The following is a 15,484-nucleotide window of genomic DNA, read 5'->3' on the forward strand; positions in this document are numbered from 1 at the left end:
CGATCAGTGCTTTTGGCCTCTGATCTTAAGATTCGATTCCAGCGTTAACTGGTCTCAAAAATGGTGGGTCGTGTGGGATTCGAACCTACGACCAATTGGTTAAAAGCCAACTGCTCTACCAACTGAGCTAACGACCCAAATATGGTCGGGGTAGGGGGATTCGAACTCCCGACATCCTGCTCCCAAAGCAGGCGCGCTACCGGACTGCGCTATACCCCGGTTTGAAATTGGCTCCGTGACCAGGACTCGAACCTGGGACCCAATGATTAACAGTCATTTGCTCTACCGACTGAGCTATCACGGAACTGCATATTTCAAAGTACAACTTTTACTGCGTGTTACCTTCTCTTCAACCTGTCCGTATCGCTACGTTCATGTGTCTGAGGCGCGCTATTCTACAATCTTAAAAACCCCTGTCAACCCTTTAAATTGCTTTTAAGACAATGATTTGCGCTTCTTTCTGATTTCTTCTTGGGGAGAAGAAACCCGTGGGCTGACGTTGCTGCGGGGCGCACTTTACAAGCCTTTGCCTTACAGTTCAACGCCCTATCGAAAAAAAAGGCCCCGCAGTGCGGGGCCTTCTCTCATGAGCCAACAGGCTGGGCTCAGTGGAAGACGATTTCGTCGTTTTCCACAGTCGCCGTGACGCTGGTGCCTGGCATAAAGCTGCCCGACAGGATCAACTGGGCCAGCGGGTTCTCGATCCAGCGCTGGATCGCACGCTTCAACGGCCGTGCGCCATAGACGGGGTCGTAACCCACCGCGATCAGCTTGTCCAACGCCTCGCTGCTCAGCTCCAGATCCAGCTCACGCTCAGCCAGACGACTGCGCAGGCGGCCCAACTGGATCTCGGTGATACCCGCGATCTGATCCCGCGCCAGAGGCTCGAAGATCACCACTTCATCGACCCGGTTGATGAATTCCGGGCGGAAGTGCGAGGTCAACGCATCCATCACCGCAGCACGCTGGGCCTCACGATCACCTACCAGCTCCTGGATCTGCGCCGAGCCCAGGTTGGAGGTCATCACGATGACCGTGTTGCGAAAGTCCACGGTACGTCCGTGACTGTCGGTCAGACGGCCGTCCTCGAGGACCTGCAGCAAGATGTTGAACACATCCGGGTGCGCCTTCTCGACCTCGTCCAGCAGGATCACCGAATAAGGCTTACGCCGTACGGCTTCGGTCAGGTAACCGCCCTCCTCGTAGCCCACGTAGCCTGGTGGCGCGCCGATCAAGCGAGCCACAGAGTGCTTCTCCATGAACTCGGACATATCGATGCGCACCATGGCCTCTTCAGTATCGAAGAGGAACTCGGCCAAGGCCTTGCACAGCTCGGTCTTACCCACGCCGGTCGGGCCGAGGAACATGAACGAGCCGCTCGGACGGTTCGGGTCGGACAAACCGGCCCGCGAACGCCGCACCGCATTGGACACCGCCACCACGGCCTCTTCCTGGCCAATCACACGCTGGTGCAGCAAGTGCTCCATCTTCAGCAGCTTGTCGCGCTCGCCTTCGAGCATTTTCGACACGGGGATACCGGTCCACTTCGAGACGACTTCGGCAATTTCTTCCTCGGTCACCTTACTGCGCAGCAGTTGGTTCTCAGGCTTGCCGTGCTGGTCGACCATCTGCAGGCTGCGCTCCAGGTCCGGGATTACCCCGTACTGCAACTCGGCCATACGGTTCAGGTCGCCTTTTCGGCGTGCAGCTTCGAGTTCCTGGCGCGATTGCTCGATCTTCTGCTGGATCTGCGCCGATCCCTGCACTTCGGCTTTTTCCGACGTCCAGATTTCTTCCAGGTCCGAATACTCGCGCTCCAGACGGACGATTTCTTCCTGGAGTTTTTCCAGGCGTTTCTTCGCCGCGTCGTCTTCTTCTTTCTTCAGGGCCTGGGACTCAACTTTCAGTTGAATCAGGCGTCGATCCAGACGGTCGAGCACTTCCGGCTTGGAGTCGATTTCCATGCGGATACGGCTGGCCGCTTCGTCGATCAGGTCAATGGCCTTGTCGGGCAACTGACGGTCAGTGATATAGCGATGGCTCAATTTGGCCGCCGCGATGATCGCGCCGTCGGTGATCGCCACTTTATGGTGGACCTCGTAGCGCTCTTTCAAGCCACGCAGGATCGCAATGGTGTCTTCTTCGCTCGGCTCTTCTACCAGCACTTTCTGGAAGCGACGTTCAAGGGCCGCGTCCTTCTCAATGTACTGGCGGTACTCGTTGAGCGTGGTAGCACCGACGCAGTGCAACTCACCCCGCGCCAAAGCGGGCTTGAGCATATTGCCAGCGTCCATGGAACCCTCGCCTTTACCGGCGCCCACCATGGTGTGCAGTTCGTCGATGAACAGAATGATCTGCCCTTCCTGCTTCGACAGCTCGTTGAGCAGGGATTTCAGGCGCTCTTCGAACTCACCGCGGAACTTGGCACCGGCGATCAGGGAGCCCATGTCCAAGGACAGCAGGCGCTTGCCCTTGAGGCCGTCCGGCACTTCACCATTGATGATGCGCTGGGCCAGGCCTTCGGCGATCGCGGTCTTACCCACCCCAGGCTCACCGATCAGCACCGGGTTGTTCTTGGTACGACGCTGCAGCACCTGGATGGTGCGACGGATTTCATCGTCACGCCCGATCACCGGGTCAAGCTTGCCCTCTTCGGCGCGCTTGGTCAGATCGACGGTGTATTTATCCAGGGCCTGGCGCGACTCCTCATGATTGGGGTCATTCACCGCGTCGCCGCCACGCAGGTTGTTGATGGCGTTTTCCAGGGCTTTCTTGCTTACGCCCTGGCCCAGCAACAACTTGCCGAGCTTGCTGTTCTCGTCCATGGCGGCGAGCAGCACCAGCTCACTGGAGATGAACTGGTCACCCTTCTGCTGGGCCAGACGGTCTGCCTGGTTAAGCAGGCGCGCCAGATCCTGCGACATATTCACGTCGCCGGTCGGGTTTTGGATTTTCGGCAATTGGTCGAGCTCTTTGCTCAACTCCTTGCGCAGGCTATTGACGTCGAAGCCCACCTGCATCAGCAAGGGCTTGATAGAACCACCTTGCTGTTCCAGGAGCGCCTGCATCAAGTGCGCAGGCTCGATGGCCGGGTGGTCGAGGCCCACCGCCAAGGATTGCGAGTCAGACAGTGCCAACTGTAATTTGCTGGTTAAACGATCAATACGCATTAGTCACCTTCCTTTTGAGCAGGCCGGAGCTATGTGCGAGCGAGTGTGCTCGCGATAAACACATCCTGAATGAAGAAACCTGCCAGATACCCTTATAGATGGGGTGGATTCTGGAAGATTCAAGCGACAGAAGGTTGATGTGAACCCATGTTGACCCAGATCAACTGAGTCTAGCGGTCAAGCCAGATAAGGGAGGCAAAACGCCCGGTGCGGGGGCTGCGCCGGTAGGAAAAGAAGCGCGGGTCGGTCACCGTGCAGAACCCACCGCCATAGACAGCCGTGACGCCACGCGCAGCGAGGCGAAGGCGAGCCAGCTTATAGATGTCGGCCATGAACTTGCCCGGGTTGCGGCTGGGCACAAAGGCATCAACAGTGGTCGGCAGTTGCTGCATGAAGGCTTCACGCACTTCCGGGCCGACTTCAAAGGCTTGCGGCCCGATCGCTGGGCCGAGCCAGACCAGCACCTGGTCAGGCGCGGCATCGAGGCTTTCGAAAGCGGCCTCCAGCACGCCTGCCGCCAGGCCACGCCAACCGGCGTGAGCCGCCGCCACGCGAGTGCCCGCGCGGTTGCAGAACAGTGCCGGCAGGCAATCGGCTGTCATGGAGGTGCAGGCGACGCCAGGGGTACTGGTCCAGCTACCATCGGCTTCGACGGTACGAGCAGGGTCGGCTTCGACCACCTTCACGCCATGCACCTGGCGCAGCCAGGCAGGCTGGATATCAAAGGCATCCGTAAGACGACGGCGGTTTTCAAGGACGGCCTCAAGGCTATCCTCGACGTGATCGCCCAGGTTGAGGCTGTCGAACGGCGCCAGGCTGACACCGCCCGCACGGGTGGTGACGCAGGCCTTTACCTGAGCCGGCGCGGGCCAGTCAGGCAGCAGCCAGTCATTCACCCGACAAACGCCTCGCGATCCTGCTTGAGCAGCGACAACAACCAGACCAGATCGTCTGGCAGAGGCGATTCCCAGCTCATCCGCTTACCGCTCGTCGGATGGTCCAGCTCCAGGAAGCGTGCATGCAGTGCCTGGCGCGGGAAGTTTTTCAGCGAATCAACCATGGTTGCACTGGCCGCCGGCGGAATACGGAAGCGACCGCCGTAGGCTGGATCACCGACCAACGGGAAGTTGATGTGCGCCATGTGCACGCGAATCTGGTGGGTACGCCCGGTTTCCAGCTTGACCCGCACGTGGGTGTGGGAACGGAAACGCTCGAGCACACGGTAGTGGCTGACGGCCTGCTTGCCGCCTTCCATCACCGCCATGCGCTGGCGCTGCTGGCCGTGACGACCGATCGGTGCATTGATCTTGCCACCGGCCACGACCACGCCGATCACGATGCACTCGTAGATGCGGCTGACACTGCGGCTTTGCAATTGTGTGACCAGCTGCGTCTGTGCCTGAATGGTCTTGGCTACCACCATCAAGCCGGTGGTGTCCTTGTCCAGGCGGTGCACGATGCCGCAGCGCGGGACATTGATGATGTCCGGCACGTGGTGCAACAGGGCATTGAGCAAGGTGCCATCAGCGTGCCCGGCTGCCGGGTGAACCACCAGGCCTGCGGGTTTGTTGATGACCAGGATGTCGTCGTCTTCATAGACGATATCCAGCTCGATGTCCTGGGCGACCCATTCTCCCTGGGCTTCCTGCTCGGCAGTCAGCTCAAGAATCGCACCGCCATGCACTATGTCTCGCGGGCGGATAACCGCTCCATCCACAGTCAGGCGGCCGTCTTTGATCCAGGCGGAAAGGCGCGAGCGCGAGTGCTCAGCGAATAATTGTGCGGCGACTTGATCGAGGCGTTGGCCGCCCAATTCGGACGGCACCTCTGCGCGAAGTTCAATTTTATCGGACATGCTCAGACTAGGCGTGGCACAGCCTTTGGTTTCGGCTGCGCGCTTGTGGTTAAATACGGCGTCTTTTGCCCCGAGGCTTTCAACGGGGCGCTCATCATAACAGGACGGCCCCGCCCAAGACAGCGGCCGTCATAGGGACGCAAGCCGCCATGCAAGTGAAACACCTGCTGCTGATCGCCATCCTCGCCATGACTGCTGCTTGCTCGTCAACAAAGGAAGTCGTCGACGAAAACCTGAGCGAAGTCGAGTTGTACCAACTGGCTCAGAAAGACCTGGACAATAATAGCTACACCAGCGCCACAGCGAAGCTGAAGGCACTGGAGTCACGCTATCCGTTCGGGCGCTATGCCGACCAGGCCCAGCTCGAGCTGATCTACGCCAACTACAAGAACGCCGAGCCGGAAGCAGCCAAGTCCGCCGCCGAGCGTTTCATCCGCCTGCATCCGCAGCACCCGAACGTCGACTACGCCTACTACATGAAGGGCCTGACCTCGTTCGACCAGGACGTCGGCCTGTTGGCGCGCTTCCTGCCGCTGGACATGACCAAGCGTGACCCGGGCGCTGCGCGCGACTCCTACAACGAGTTCGCCCAGCTGACCAGCCGCTTCCCCAACAGCCGCTACGCGCCGGACGCCAAGCAGCGCATGATCTACCTGCGCAACCTGCTGGCCTCCTATGAGATCCACGTCGCCCACTACTACCTGACCCGCCAGGCCTATGTAGCGGCCGCCAACCGTGGTCGTTATGTGGTGGAAAACTTCCAGGAAACCCCATCCGTGGGTGACGGCCTGGCCGTGATGACCGAGGCTTACCAGCGCCTGCACCTGGACGAGCTGGCCAGCACCAGCCTGGAAACCCTCAAGCTCAACTACCCTGACCATCCAAGCCTGCAAGACGGCCAGTTCGTGCCTCAAGTAGCCGAAGCGGACAACCGCTCGTGGCTGAGCAAGTACACCCTGGGCCTGATCGAGTCCCGTCCACCGCTGCCGCCGGGTGAAACCCGCGCCAACCAGGACGTGATCAAGCAGTACCAGGACGCCAAGGAAGCCATTCCTTCGGAGCTCAAGCCCCACGACGAGAACGGCGACGTGATCGAAGAGGAAGAGCCGCAAGCCCTGGGTAACAACCAGGACCGCTCGTGGTTCAGCTACATGACGTTCGGCGTGTTCGACTGATTGCACCCCGCGCCATCAAGAAGGAGCCTTTCGAGGCTCCTTTTTTGTGGGCGGTATTATTGCGCTGTGCGCCTGGCACGTCCTTGGCTAAACTGGCGCATTACTCGTCGAGAATCTGCCCATCATGCTTCGTCTACTGTTCTGGATTGCCGTCATTGCCGCCGCGGTATGGTTCTGGCGTAAATTCAAAAGCCCGGCCGCCAAACAGCAACGCGCCAACGAGCCCGGTGCAGCCCTGATGGTGCGCTGCGCTCACTGCGGCGTGCATCTGCCGCAGGATCGCGCCTTGAGCTCCCGTCAAGAGTGGTATTGCACCCAGGCGCACCTGGAACAAGGGCCGAAGTCTATCCAGCGCTGATCCGACCTTCAGGCGCATAAGGCGTCGGGTCAATGATCGGCGCACGCGCCAGCAGCAAGTCGGCAAACAGCTGGCAGGATGCCGGCGCGAGCACCAGGCCGTTGCGGTAATGCCCGCAGTTGAGCCACAACCCTTTGAAGCCCGGCACCTGGCCGATGTAAGGAATGCCCTCTGGCGAGCCGGGACGCAACCCGGCCCAATGCCCGACCACCTCGGCGTCCGCCAAGGCAGGAATCAACTCCACCGCCGACGCCTTGAGGCTTTCCAGCGCCGTTTCGGTCGGGGTCTTGTCGAAGCCTTCATGCTCCAGGGTACTGCCGATCAGGATGTGTCCGTCACGCCGAGGAATCGCATAGCGCCCCTTGGCCAGGACCATGCTCGACAGGAAGTCCGAAGCGCACTTGTACAGAATCATCTGGCCCTTGACCGGCTCCACCGGTAGCGACAAGCCTAACGTAGCGAGCAACTCGCCGCTCCAGGCCCCCGCCGCAAGTACGACGTGATCGCCGAAGATCGGCCCATTAGCGGTGTCCACGCCCACCACATTGCCGGCGTTCTGGACAAACCCCGTCACTTCGCATTGCTCATGAACGGTCACGCCGGGCAACGCCAACAACGCAGCCTTGAGGGATTTGACCAGGCGTGGGTTGCGCACATTGGCGACGTTGGCCATGTAGATCGCCTGGGAATAACCGCCACCCAGCACCGGAACGGCGTCATGGGCGGCCGACACGTCGACTTTGCTCAATGGGCGACCTTCACGCGCAGCCCAGGCCAGGGCTTCGGCTTCGTCATCCAGGTCCAGCCAGTACAAACCGGTGGTGTGCACCTCGGGGTCAACCCCCGTCGCCGCAAACAAGCACTCCGCCAGCTGTGGATAAAAATCCTGGGACCAATGGGCCAGCGCCGTGACCGCCGGGCTGTAGCGCCATGGATACAGCGGCGAGACAATGCCGCCGCCCGCCCAAGAGGATTCCTGTCCCACCCCCGCGCGCTCCAACAGCACCACCGCCTGCCCTTGGGACGCCAGGTTGAACGCCGTCAACAAACCGATGACTCCGCCACCGACAATCACTACCTGCTGTTGCTCTGCCATCATTTGATCCAGCCGATAAATAGGAACAAGCGCATCCCGCGCCCAGTCATCCAGCCCCCTCATCATTGACCCCAGCACAGCTTGCGCGACATGTCAGGTGCCGCGCCCGGGTTGGTTCGCTTACCGGTGCTGGTCAGGCTGAAGTCGCCGCAAGGGTCGCCGGTCATCACCGAGCCGACGACGGGCGTAGCCACCAGTTGGAAATCCTGAGGGTTCAATGCAGCGGTGATTCTATAGCGATCATTGCCCGCACTGACGTCGCTTGCATCAATAAAAGTGCCGTTCCTCGCATAAAAGCGCTCCAGATGCTGAGCCTGGTCGGTCAACAACACGACGATCTCGGCGCGATACGCCCTTTTAATGTGGCCGGTGTACCCAGGGTATGCGATCCCGGCCACAACCGCGGTTATGGCCACGGCAATCAGTAGCTCGACCAGGGTAAAGCCTTGGCTGTGCGTGCCCATTCCATTGCTCCTCATTGAAGTTGCCGCCATGCCACTCGCCGAAAACGCGAATCGCCCTGCTCTTCTACCCGCGCGTAGATGCTCTCCAGCACTGTGCGCAAGGGACCGCTCAGCCCGACAGCCGTCACCCGATACACTGCGGCCGGGGTTTGCGGTGGTAAATGCGCCAGCCCTATCGCTGGCCCCAGGGATTGAACGCCGTACAAACCGTCCTTGAGCGCCATCCAAGTGACGCCCGAAACAGGGTCTGTTCCGGGCCTGAGTATCGAAAATGCTGCATCTGGCGGTGCACACGCCACAATCGAGCGACATAACGGCAGCGTCGAAAATGACCGCTGTACGGCCGCCTCCCCGCGCCTCAGGCCACTCTCGGCACTTTGCAGCGACTGCTGACGCAACCAGAGGCTGGCGGCGACCTTTTGCTGGGCGAGCGCGCCCTGCATCGATGACAACCCGATCAGCGACAACAGCAGCAAAAACACCAAGCTGATCAGCAACACCATGCCGGCCTGCCGTGCACGACTCCCCCCAGTAAGCGACATGACCGCGTTACCCCAGACGATTGCGCAGTGCTGCCACGACGCTGTAGGTTTGATTTTTTACGCGGCCGCTGGGGTCTTGCAGCGTCATCAAGATACGCACGCTGCGTATCAACGACGTGTCGACCGGAGCAGCGTCATAGCGCACCACGTTTAACGACCCGGGGTTGGCGGCCACACCAAAACTGATATCGAACGCCTTGACGTTATCTACCAGTACCGCCTTGGCGGGCGATGCGGGCGTGCTGACCTTCAATTGACCCGCTTCGAAGGTGTAGGTGAGTTGGCGTACGGCAAAACGGATCTGCCCAGGTGCGGGAGCCGGGGCGTTTCCGGGATAGGCCTGGGCGGTCCCCGTGCAATCGGACAATACCGTCCAGTCCGGCTTGCCACTGCCCTCGCCGACATCCGTGGTCACCAGCGTCAGCGAGCGTGTACCCGACCCGACACTCCAGCTGACAGGCCGATCAAACGCCAGAGGCGCATTGTCGATGGCGCCGGTGGCTAGGCAGCCAACCATGCCCGCCTGGCGGATATCCTGGATCATCTTGCCCAGCACGAACCGAGCATCCTCCTGCAGCAACATGGCAGCCTGCTGGCTCGCGTGGGTGATTCTGGAGTTGATCACCAGTTGGCTGCCCCCCAATACCAGCAAAATCCCCAGGGCCAAGGCCAACAGCAACTCCACCAGGCTGAAACCTTGCGCATGACACTTCACTGCGCCACCTCCTGCTCATCAACGATGCGGCTGGTCAGGGTGAAGGTTTCCCGGGCGCCCGACGTGTTGGCGCCTCGACTGTCATCCCAACTGATGCTGACCGTCACCTCGCCTCCACTGATCGACACCGAGCCTGTGGCGCTCTCCCCGGCAAAGCCGAGGATATTGGCTTCGAAATCGTGCAGGTCCAGGTCGCGCACGTTGGCGGTAGCGCGGTTGGGCGCAGCACGCTCGGCTTGGCCCCAGGCGTAGTCAGCGCCAGCATTGGCGCGAATCCGATCAAGCATGTCATAGGCGATGAAACTGGCCTGGCTGGTCATCCTGGAACTGTCGGTGTACTTGAGCGCATTCAGCTGGATCATCGCTGCGCCCAACAGGCCAATGGCGAGAATCAGCGTCGCGACCAGTACCTCGATCAGCGTCATGCCGGCTTGGTGCCGGTTCGGGGTATAGGGCGAACAGGTGTTCGTGCAGGCAAGCATTACCGTCGTCATCCGTGTCGAGGTCCAAGAAAGAGCAGGCAACACCTGCTGTGCGGCCCAAGACTAGCGCCGGTTTTTCGCCTGTGCTGCTACGGGAACAAAGGGAAATACTTTGGACATAAAGGCCACCATTCGGCGCGACAGCCTTGGCGCTATACCTAGGACTGCACCCACATCCACGGAGGGATGGCACATGAAACAACGCGGTTTTACCCTGATCGAACTGTTGCTCGGGCTGATCGTGAGCGGCCTCCTGGCCAGCCTGGCAGTGCCCAGCTTCACGAGCCTGCTGGGCTCACAGCAGCGACTGGGTGCAGCTCAATCACTGGCGCAAGGGCTGCGCTACGCACGCGCAGAGGCCATCGCACGCAACCGAGCGGTGGTGATCCACGCATTGGGCGATGATTGGAGCCTGGGCTGGCGAGTGATCGTGGACATAAGCGGACGCGGCCACCCGGACGATGACAACCCGGTGCTGCTGGAGCACCAGGACAGTGGGCGGGCTCCAATCGTAGGCAATGGGCCACTTAAGAGCCAGGTTCGCTTCAGCGGGTTGGGCGAGCCGATATTTGCAGGCGGAGGGTTTCGTGCGGGCACTGTGCATGTGTGTGCCCCGGACCAGGCGCAAAGCCTGCATCAGATCGTACTGGCACCCAGCGGGCGCATCAGCCTGCGCAGCGACAGTGCCGAGCAGGCGTTGTGCCGGGGCCGGCCCGGCACGCGGGCACTCACAGCAGTGAGCGAACCCGCAGTTCCTTGGGCATGGAGAAAGTGATGTTCTCTTCACGCCCCGCCAGCTCATCGGCACCGGTGGCGCCCCAGGCATGCAACTGCTGGATAACGCCGCGCACCAGCACTTCCGGGGCCGAAGCGCCTGCCGTGATACCGATACGCTCAACGCCATCGAACCAACTGCGCTGCATGTCTTCGGCGCCATCGATCAGGTACGCCGGTGTTGCCATGCGTTCAGCCAACTCTCGCAGGCGGTTGGAGTTGGAGCTGTTAGGGCTGCCGACTACCAGGACAACGTCGCATTCGTCGGCCAGTTGCTTGACCGCATCCTGCCGGTTCTGGGTGGCGTAGCAGATGTCGTCCTTGCGTGGCCCACCGATGGCCGGGAAGCGCGTACGCAGCGCGTCGATCACGCGGCTGGTGTCGTCCATGGACAAGGTGGTCTGGGTCACGAATGCCAGGCGATCGGGATTGTGCACCTGCAGGTTGGCGACGTCTTTTTCGTCTTCCACCAGGTAAATGGCCCCACCGTTGCTGGCGTCGTACTGACCCATGGTGCCTTCGACTTCCGGGTGACCCGCATGGCCGATCAGGATGCACTCGCGACCGTCACGGCTGTAGCGCGCGACCTCGATATGCACCTTGGTGACCAGTGGGCAGGTGGCGTCGAAGACTTTCAGGCCACGGCCTGCCGCTTCGGTACGCACCGCCTGGGAAACACCGTGGGCGCTGAAGATGACGATGACGTCGTCCGGCACTTGGTCCAGCTCTTCGACAAAGATGGCGCCGCGTGCGCGCAGGTCTTCGACCACGAATTTATTGTGGACGACTTCATGGCGCACATAAATCGGCGGCCCGAAGACTTCCAGGGCGCGGTTGACGATTTCGATCGCCCGGTCCACACCGGCGCAGAAGCCACGGGGGTTGGCGAGTTTGATTTGCATGCTGTGCCTCGTGTCTTGCTCGGCAAGAAATTGGATCTTGTGGGGGCCGGTTTGCCTGCGATGCAGACACCTCGGTGTATCAGGTACACCGGGATGACGCTATTGCAGGCAAGCCCGTTCCCGCACACGCCAGCTCCCACAGGAACCGGTTTTGTCAGTCAGATCGCTTTAACGTCGATGATTTCAACGTCGAACGTCAAGGTTTTACCGGCCAACGGGTGGTTGAAGTCGATGGTCACTTGCGTGTCATCGAAGGTTTTCACCACACCTGGCAGCTCGGTATTTGCCGCATCATTGAAGATCACCAGCAGGCCTTCCGACAGGTCCATGTCCTGGAACTGCGAACGCGGGATTATCTGCACGTTTTGCGGGTTGGGTTGGCCAAAGGCGTTTTCCGGCAGGATCTGCAGGGTACGCTTGTCGCCAGCCTTGAAGCCGAACAAAGCCGCCTCGAAACCTGGCAGCAGGTTGCCATCACCGACCTTGAAGGTGGCCGGCGCCTTGTCGAACGTGCTGTCGACCGTGTCGCCATTCTCCAGGCGCAATGCGAAATGCAAAGTGACTTCCGTGTTCTGGCCGATGCGTTGCTCAGCCAATACCTGATCAGTCATTGACGGTCTCTCCGGTTTTCTTGCTCTTGAACATATCCAACGCCAGCATGATTGCACCGACGGTGATGGCGCTGTCGGCAAAGTTGAACGCCGGGAAGTAATGGCGGTTCTGCCAATGCACCAGGATGAAGTCGATCACATGGCCCAGGGCAATGCGGTCGTACAGGTTGCCCAGCGCGCCGCCCAACACCAGGGCCAAGGCGATAGCCAGCCAGGTATCATCGCGGCCAAGACGCTTGAGCCACACCACCAGCACCGCACTGACCACGACGGCGATCACGGCAAACAGCCAGCGCTGCCAGCCACCACCGTCGGCGAGGAAGCTGAACGCCGCGCCGGTGTTGTAGGCCAGGGTCCAGCTGAAGTAATCCGGGATCACCACGATCTGCTGGAACATTTCCAGGGAGCCTTCGAAATGAGCCTTGCTGACCTGGTCGATGACCAGGACCAGCAAACTCAAGACGAGCCAGCCCAGACGTCCGAAACGACTGGCTGAATTAGGCATAGTGACGAACCTCGCCTTCACCGCTGATGTTGTCGACGCAACGACCACAGATTTCCGGATGCTCAGGGTTCACGCCAACGTCCTCACGGCAGTGCCAGCAACGGGCGCATTTCGGGAAGGCCGACTTGACCACTTTGAGCTTGAGGCCCGGTACTTCGGTGGCGACCGCATCCGCCGGGGCCTGGGCAAATGGGGCCAGGCTCGCCGTGGAGGTGATCAGTACGAAGCGCAGTTCGTTGCTCAGCTTGGCCAGGTCGGCGGTCAGGCCTTCCTCGGCAAACAGGGTGACTTCGGCCTGGAGGTTGCCACCGACGGCCTTGGCCGCACGTTGCACTTCCAGCTCTTTGTTCACCGCAACCTTCACGGCCATCACGCCTTCCCAGTACTCGCGACCCAGTTCGAAGTCGGCCGGCAGTTCGGTCAGCCCCTCGTACCAGGTGTTGAGCATCACGGACTCGTTACGCTCGCCCGGCAGGTATGCCCACAGTTCGTCAGCAGTGAAGGCCAGGATCGGAGCGATCCAGCGCACCAGCGCTTCGCAGATGTGGTACAGCGCGGTCTGTGCCGAGCGGCGTGCCTTGCTGTTGGCGCCAGTGGTGTACTGGCGGTCCTTGATGATGTCGAGGTAGAAACCACCCAGCTCCTGCACGCAGAAGTTGTGGATCTTCGAGTAGACGTTCCAGAAACGGTATTCGCCGTAGTGCTCCTGCAACTCGCGCTGCAGCAGCAGGGTACGGTCCACGGCCCAGCGATCCAGGGCGAGCATGTCCTCGGCGGCCAGCAGGTCGGTGGCCGGGTTGAAACCGGTCAGGTTCGACAGCAGGAAGCGTGCGGTATTACGGATTCGGCGGTAGGCGTCGGCACTGCGCTGCAGGATCTGGTCCGACACGGCGATTTCGCCCGAGTAATCGGTCGACGCGACCCAAAGACGCATGATGTCGGCGCCCAGGGTCTCGTTGATCTTTTTCGGCTCGATCACGTTCTTCAGCGACTTGGACATCTTGCGGCCCGTCTCGTCGACGGTGAAGCCGTGGGTCAGCAGTTCGCGGTACGGCGCGTGGTTGTCGATGGCGCAACCGGTCAGCAGCGACGAGTGGAACCAGCCACGGTGTTGGTCCGAACCTTCCAGGTACAGGTCGGCACGCGGGCCGGTCTCGTGACCCATGGGGTGCGAGCCGCGCAGCACGTGCCAATGAGTGGTGCCCGAGTCAAACCACACGTCGAGGGTGTCGCTGATCTTGTCGTACTGCGGCGCTTCATCGCCCAGCAGCTCGGCAGCGTCCAGCTTGAACCAGGCTTCGATGCCCTCCTGTTCAACGCGCTGGGCCACGGCTTCCATCAGTTCGACGGTACGAGGGTGCAGTTCGCCGCTTTCCTTGTTGAGGAAGAACGGGATCGGCACGCCCCAGTTACGCTGGCGGGAGATGCACCAGTCCGGGCGGTTGGCGATCATCGAGTGCAGGCGCGCCTGGCCCCAGGCTGGCACGAATTGAGTGTCTTCGATGGCTTTGAGCGAGCGTACACGCAGGGTGTCGCCGCTGGTGGGCTCTTTGTCCATGCCGATGAACCACTGCGCGGTGGCGCGGTAGATCAGGGGCGTCTTGTGGCGCCAGCAGTGCATGTAGCTGTGCTGGATGGTGGCGGTTTGCATCAGCGCACCGACTTCGCGCAGCTTTTCGATGATCGGCTGGTCGGCCTTGAAGATGAACTGGCCGCCGAAGAACTCGAGCGAAGGCACGTAGACGCCATTGCTTTGCACGGGGTTGATGATGTCGTCGTTGACCAGGCCGTACTTCTTGCAGATGACGAAGTCGTCCACGCCATAGGCCGGCGAACAGTGAACAATGCCAGTACCCGAACCCAGTTCGACGTAGTCAGCCAGGTACACCGGCGACAGGCGGTCATAGAACGGATGGCGGAAATTGATCAGTTCCAGCGCGGAGCCGGTAGTGGTCGCGATCACCGAACCTTGCAGTTCGTAACGGGCCAGGCAAGCCTCGACCATTTCCTCGGCCAAGACTAGCAGGCGATCACCGACATCCACCAGGGCGTAGGTGAACTCAGGGTGCACGTTCAGCGCCTGGTTGGCCGGGATGGTCCACGGGGTGGTGGTCCAGATCACGATGGCCGCCGGCTTGCCCAGGCTTGCCAGGCCGAAGGCCTCGGCCAGCTTGGCGTCGTCGGCGATCGGGAAGGCCACGTCGATGGTCGAGGACTTCTTGTCTTCGTACTCGACTTCCGCTTCGGCCAGGGCCGAACCACAGTCGAAGCACCAGTTCACGGGCTTGAGGCCCTTGAACACGAAACCGCCCTTGACGATCTCGGCCAAGGCACGGATTTCACCGGCCTCGTTCTTGAAGTTCATGGTTTTGTACGGGTTGTCCCATTCGCCGAGCACGCCCAGGCGGATGAATTCGGACTTCTGCCCTTCGATCTGCTCGGTGGCGTAGGTACGGCACAGTTCGCGGGTTTTATCCGCGCCCAGGTTCTTGCCGTAGGTCACTTCGACTTTGTGTTCGATCGGCAGGCCGTGGCAGTCCCAACCCGGGACATACGGCGCGTCGAAGCCCGACAGGGTTTTCGAGCGCAGGATCATGTCCTTGAGAATCTTGTTCAGCGCATGACCGATGTGAATCGTGCCATTGGCATAAGGAGGGCCGTCGTGCAGGACGAATTTCGGACGATCCTTGCCAATCTCGCGCAACTTTCCGTACAGGCCAATACTGTCCCAGCGCTGCAGGATCTGCGGTTCGCGCTGTGGCAGGCCGGCCTTCATTGGGAAGGCGGTGTCCGGAAGGTTTAGCGTGGCTTTATAGTCGGTCATTTAAGGCTCTT

Annotated in this window: 15 protein-coding genes and 3 tRNA genes; 3 read left to right on the forward strand and 15 right to left on the reverse strand. The window is 60.8% G+C overall.

Annotation, left to right across the window (positions count from 1 at the left end; genetic code table 11):
* Positions 1 to 61: 61 nt before the first annotated feature.
* The 6 genes from CQ002_RS06315 to rluD form a co-directional block, all read right to left on the reverse strand.
* A tRNA-Lys gene (locus CQ002_RS06315) sits at positions 62 to 137 on the reverse strand.
* A 5-nt stretch (positions 138 to 142) separates the two neighbouring features.
* Positions 143 to 219 (reverse strand) — tRNA-Pro (locus tag CQ002_RS06320).
* A gap of 9 nt (positions 220 to 228) precedes the next feature.
* A tRNA-Asn gene (locus CQ002_RS06325) sits at positions 229 to 304 on the reverse strand.
* 301 nt (positions 305 to 605) lie between these two features.
* Positions 606 to 3,170, reverse strand: coding sequence for an ATP-dependent chaperone ClpB (gene clpB / locus CQ002_RS06330; protein WP_034102084.1), 2,565 nt, complete (start codon positions 3,168 to 3,170; stop codon positions 606 to 608).
* Positions 3,171 to 3,340: 170 nt separating this feature from the next.
* Entirely contained in the window at positions 3,341 to 4,066 is a 726-nt protein-coding gene (gene pgeF, locus CQ002_RS06335) for a peptidoglycan editing factor PgeF (RefSeq protein WP_105161635.1), read from the reverse strand.
* Positions 4,063 to 5,025, reverse strand: a complete 963-nt coding sequence (gene rluD, locus CQ002_RS06340; RefSeq protein WP_034102080.1) for a 23S rRNA pseudouridine(1911/1915/1917) synthase RluD — start codon at positions 5,023 to 5,025, stop codon at positions 4,063 to 4,065. The genes pgeF and rluD overlap by 4 nt, the downstream gene beginning before the upstream one ends.
* A gap of 149 nt (positions 5,026 to 5,174) precedes the next feature.
* On the opposite strand from rluD, the gene CQ002_RS06345 reads away from it, so the two are divergent.
* Positions 5,175 to 6,200: an outer membrane protein assembly factor BamD gene (locus CQ002_RS06345; protein ID WP_034102078.1), complete on the forward strand. Its 1,026-nt coding sequence runs from the start codon at positions 5,175 to 5,177 to the stop codon at positions 6,198 to 6,200.
* 124 nt (positions 6,201 to 6,324) lie between these two features.
* Positions 6,325 to 6,558, forward strand: a complete 234-nt coding sequence (locus CQ002_RS06350) for a PP0621 family protein (RefSeq protein WP_034102076.1) — start codon at positions 6,325 to 6,327, stop codon at positions 6,556 to 6,558.
* Here CQ002_RS06350 and thiO read toward each other — a convergent pair.
* The 5 genes from thiO to pilV all read right to left on the reverse strand — a co-directional run bounded on the left by thiO (position 6,545) and on the right by pilV (position 9,857).
* The gene (gene thiO / locus CQ002_RS06355; protein WP_105161634.1) at positions 6,545 to 7,654 is read right to left on the reverse strand and encodes a glycine oxidase ThiO; all 1,110 of its coding nucleotides are present in this window, start codon (positions 7,652 to 7,654) and stop codon (positions 6,545 to 6,547) included. The two genes, CQ002_RS06350 and thiO, sit on opposite strands and share 14 nt — an antisense overlap.
* Positions 7,655 to 7,716: 62 nt before the next feature.
* Positions 7,717 to 8,118, reverse strand: coding sequence for a type IV pilin protein (locus tag CQ002_RS06360; RefSeq protein WP_105161633.1), 402 nt, complete (start codon positions 8,116 to 8,118; stop codon positions 7,717 to 7,719).
* A gap of 11 nt (positions 8,119 to 8,129) precedes the next feature.
* The gene (locus CQ002_RS06365; protein ID WP_034102072.1) at positions 8,130 to 8,660 is read right to left on the reverse strand and encodes a PilX N-terminal domain-containing pilus assembly protein; all 531 of its coding nucleotides are present in this window, start codon (positions 8,658 to 8,660) and stop codon (positions 8,130 to 8,132) included.
* Positions 8,661 to 8,667: 7 nt separating this feature from the next.
* Positions 8,668 to 9,375 carry a prepilin-type N-terminal cleavage/methylation domain-containing protein gene (locus tag CQ002_RS06370; RefSeq protein WP_034102070.1) on the reverse strand — a complete coding sequence of 236 codons (708 nt, stop codon included), beginning with the start codon at positions 9,373 to 9,375 and terminating at the stop codon, positions 8,668 to 8,670.
* A complete protein-coding gene (pilV, locus tag CQ002_RS06375; protein WP_098465759.1) occupies positions 9,372 to 9,857 on the reverse strand; it encodes a type IV pilus modification protein PilV in 486 nt (161 codons plus the stop codon). Before pilV ends, CQ002_RS06370 begins: the two co-directional genes overlap by 4 nt.
* Positions 9,858 to 10,050: 193 nt before the next feature.
* Between pilV and CQ002_RS06380 the strand changes: the two genes are divergently transcribed.
* Positions 10,051 to 10,632, forward strand: a complete 582-nt coding sequence (locus CQ002_RS06380; RefSeq protein WP_105161631.1) for a GspH/FimT family protein — start codon at positions 10,051 to 10,053, stop codon at positions 10,630 to 10,632.
* Here the strand turns inward: CQ002_RS06380 and ispH are convergent.
* From ispH to ileS, 4 genes are all read right to left on the reverse strand, one after another.
* Positions 10,586 to 11,533, reverse strand: a complete 948-nt coding sequence (ispH, locus tag CQ002_RS06385; RefSeq protein ID WP_034102065.1) for a 4-hydroxy-3-methylbut-2-enyl diphosphate reductase — start codon at positions 11,531 to 11,533, stop codon at positions 10,586 to 10,588. The genes CQ002_RS06380 and ispH overlap by 47 nt on opposite strands.
* A gap of 158 nt (positions 11,534 to 11,691) precedes the next feature.
* Positions 11,692 to 12,129, reverse strand: coding sequence for an FKBP-type peptidyl-prolyl cis-trans isomerase (gene fkpB / locus CQ002_RS06390; protein WP_174555872.1), 438 nt, complete (start codon positions 12,127 to 12,129; stop codon positions 11,692 to 11,694).
* Between the two features lie 7 nt (positions 12,130 to 12,136).
* Entirely contained in the window at positions 12,137 to 12,649 is a 513-nt protein-coding gene (gene lspA / locus CQ002_RS06395) for a signal peptidase II (RefSeq protein WP_034102063.1), read from the reverse strand.
* On the reverse strand, positions 12,642 to 15,473 hold the full coding sequence (gene ileS / locus CQ002_RS06400; RefSeq protein ID WP_105161630.1) for an isoleucine--tRNA ligase: 2,832 nt from the start codon (positions 15,471 to 15,473) through the stop codon (positions 12,642 to 12,644). Before ileS ends, lspA begins: the two co-directional genes overlap by 8 nt.
* Between the last annotated feature and the right edge of the window lie 11 nt (positions 15,474 to 15,484).

The organism is Pseudomonas sp. MYb13, from assembly GCF_002980075.1.
GTDB lineage: Bacteria > Pseudomonadota > Gammaproteobacteria > Pseudomonadales > Pseudomonadaceae > Aquipseudomonas > Aquipseudomonas lurida.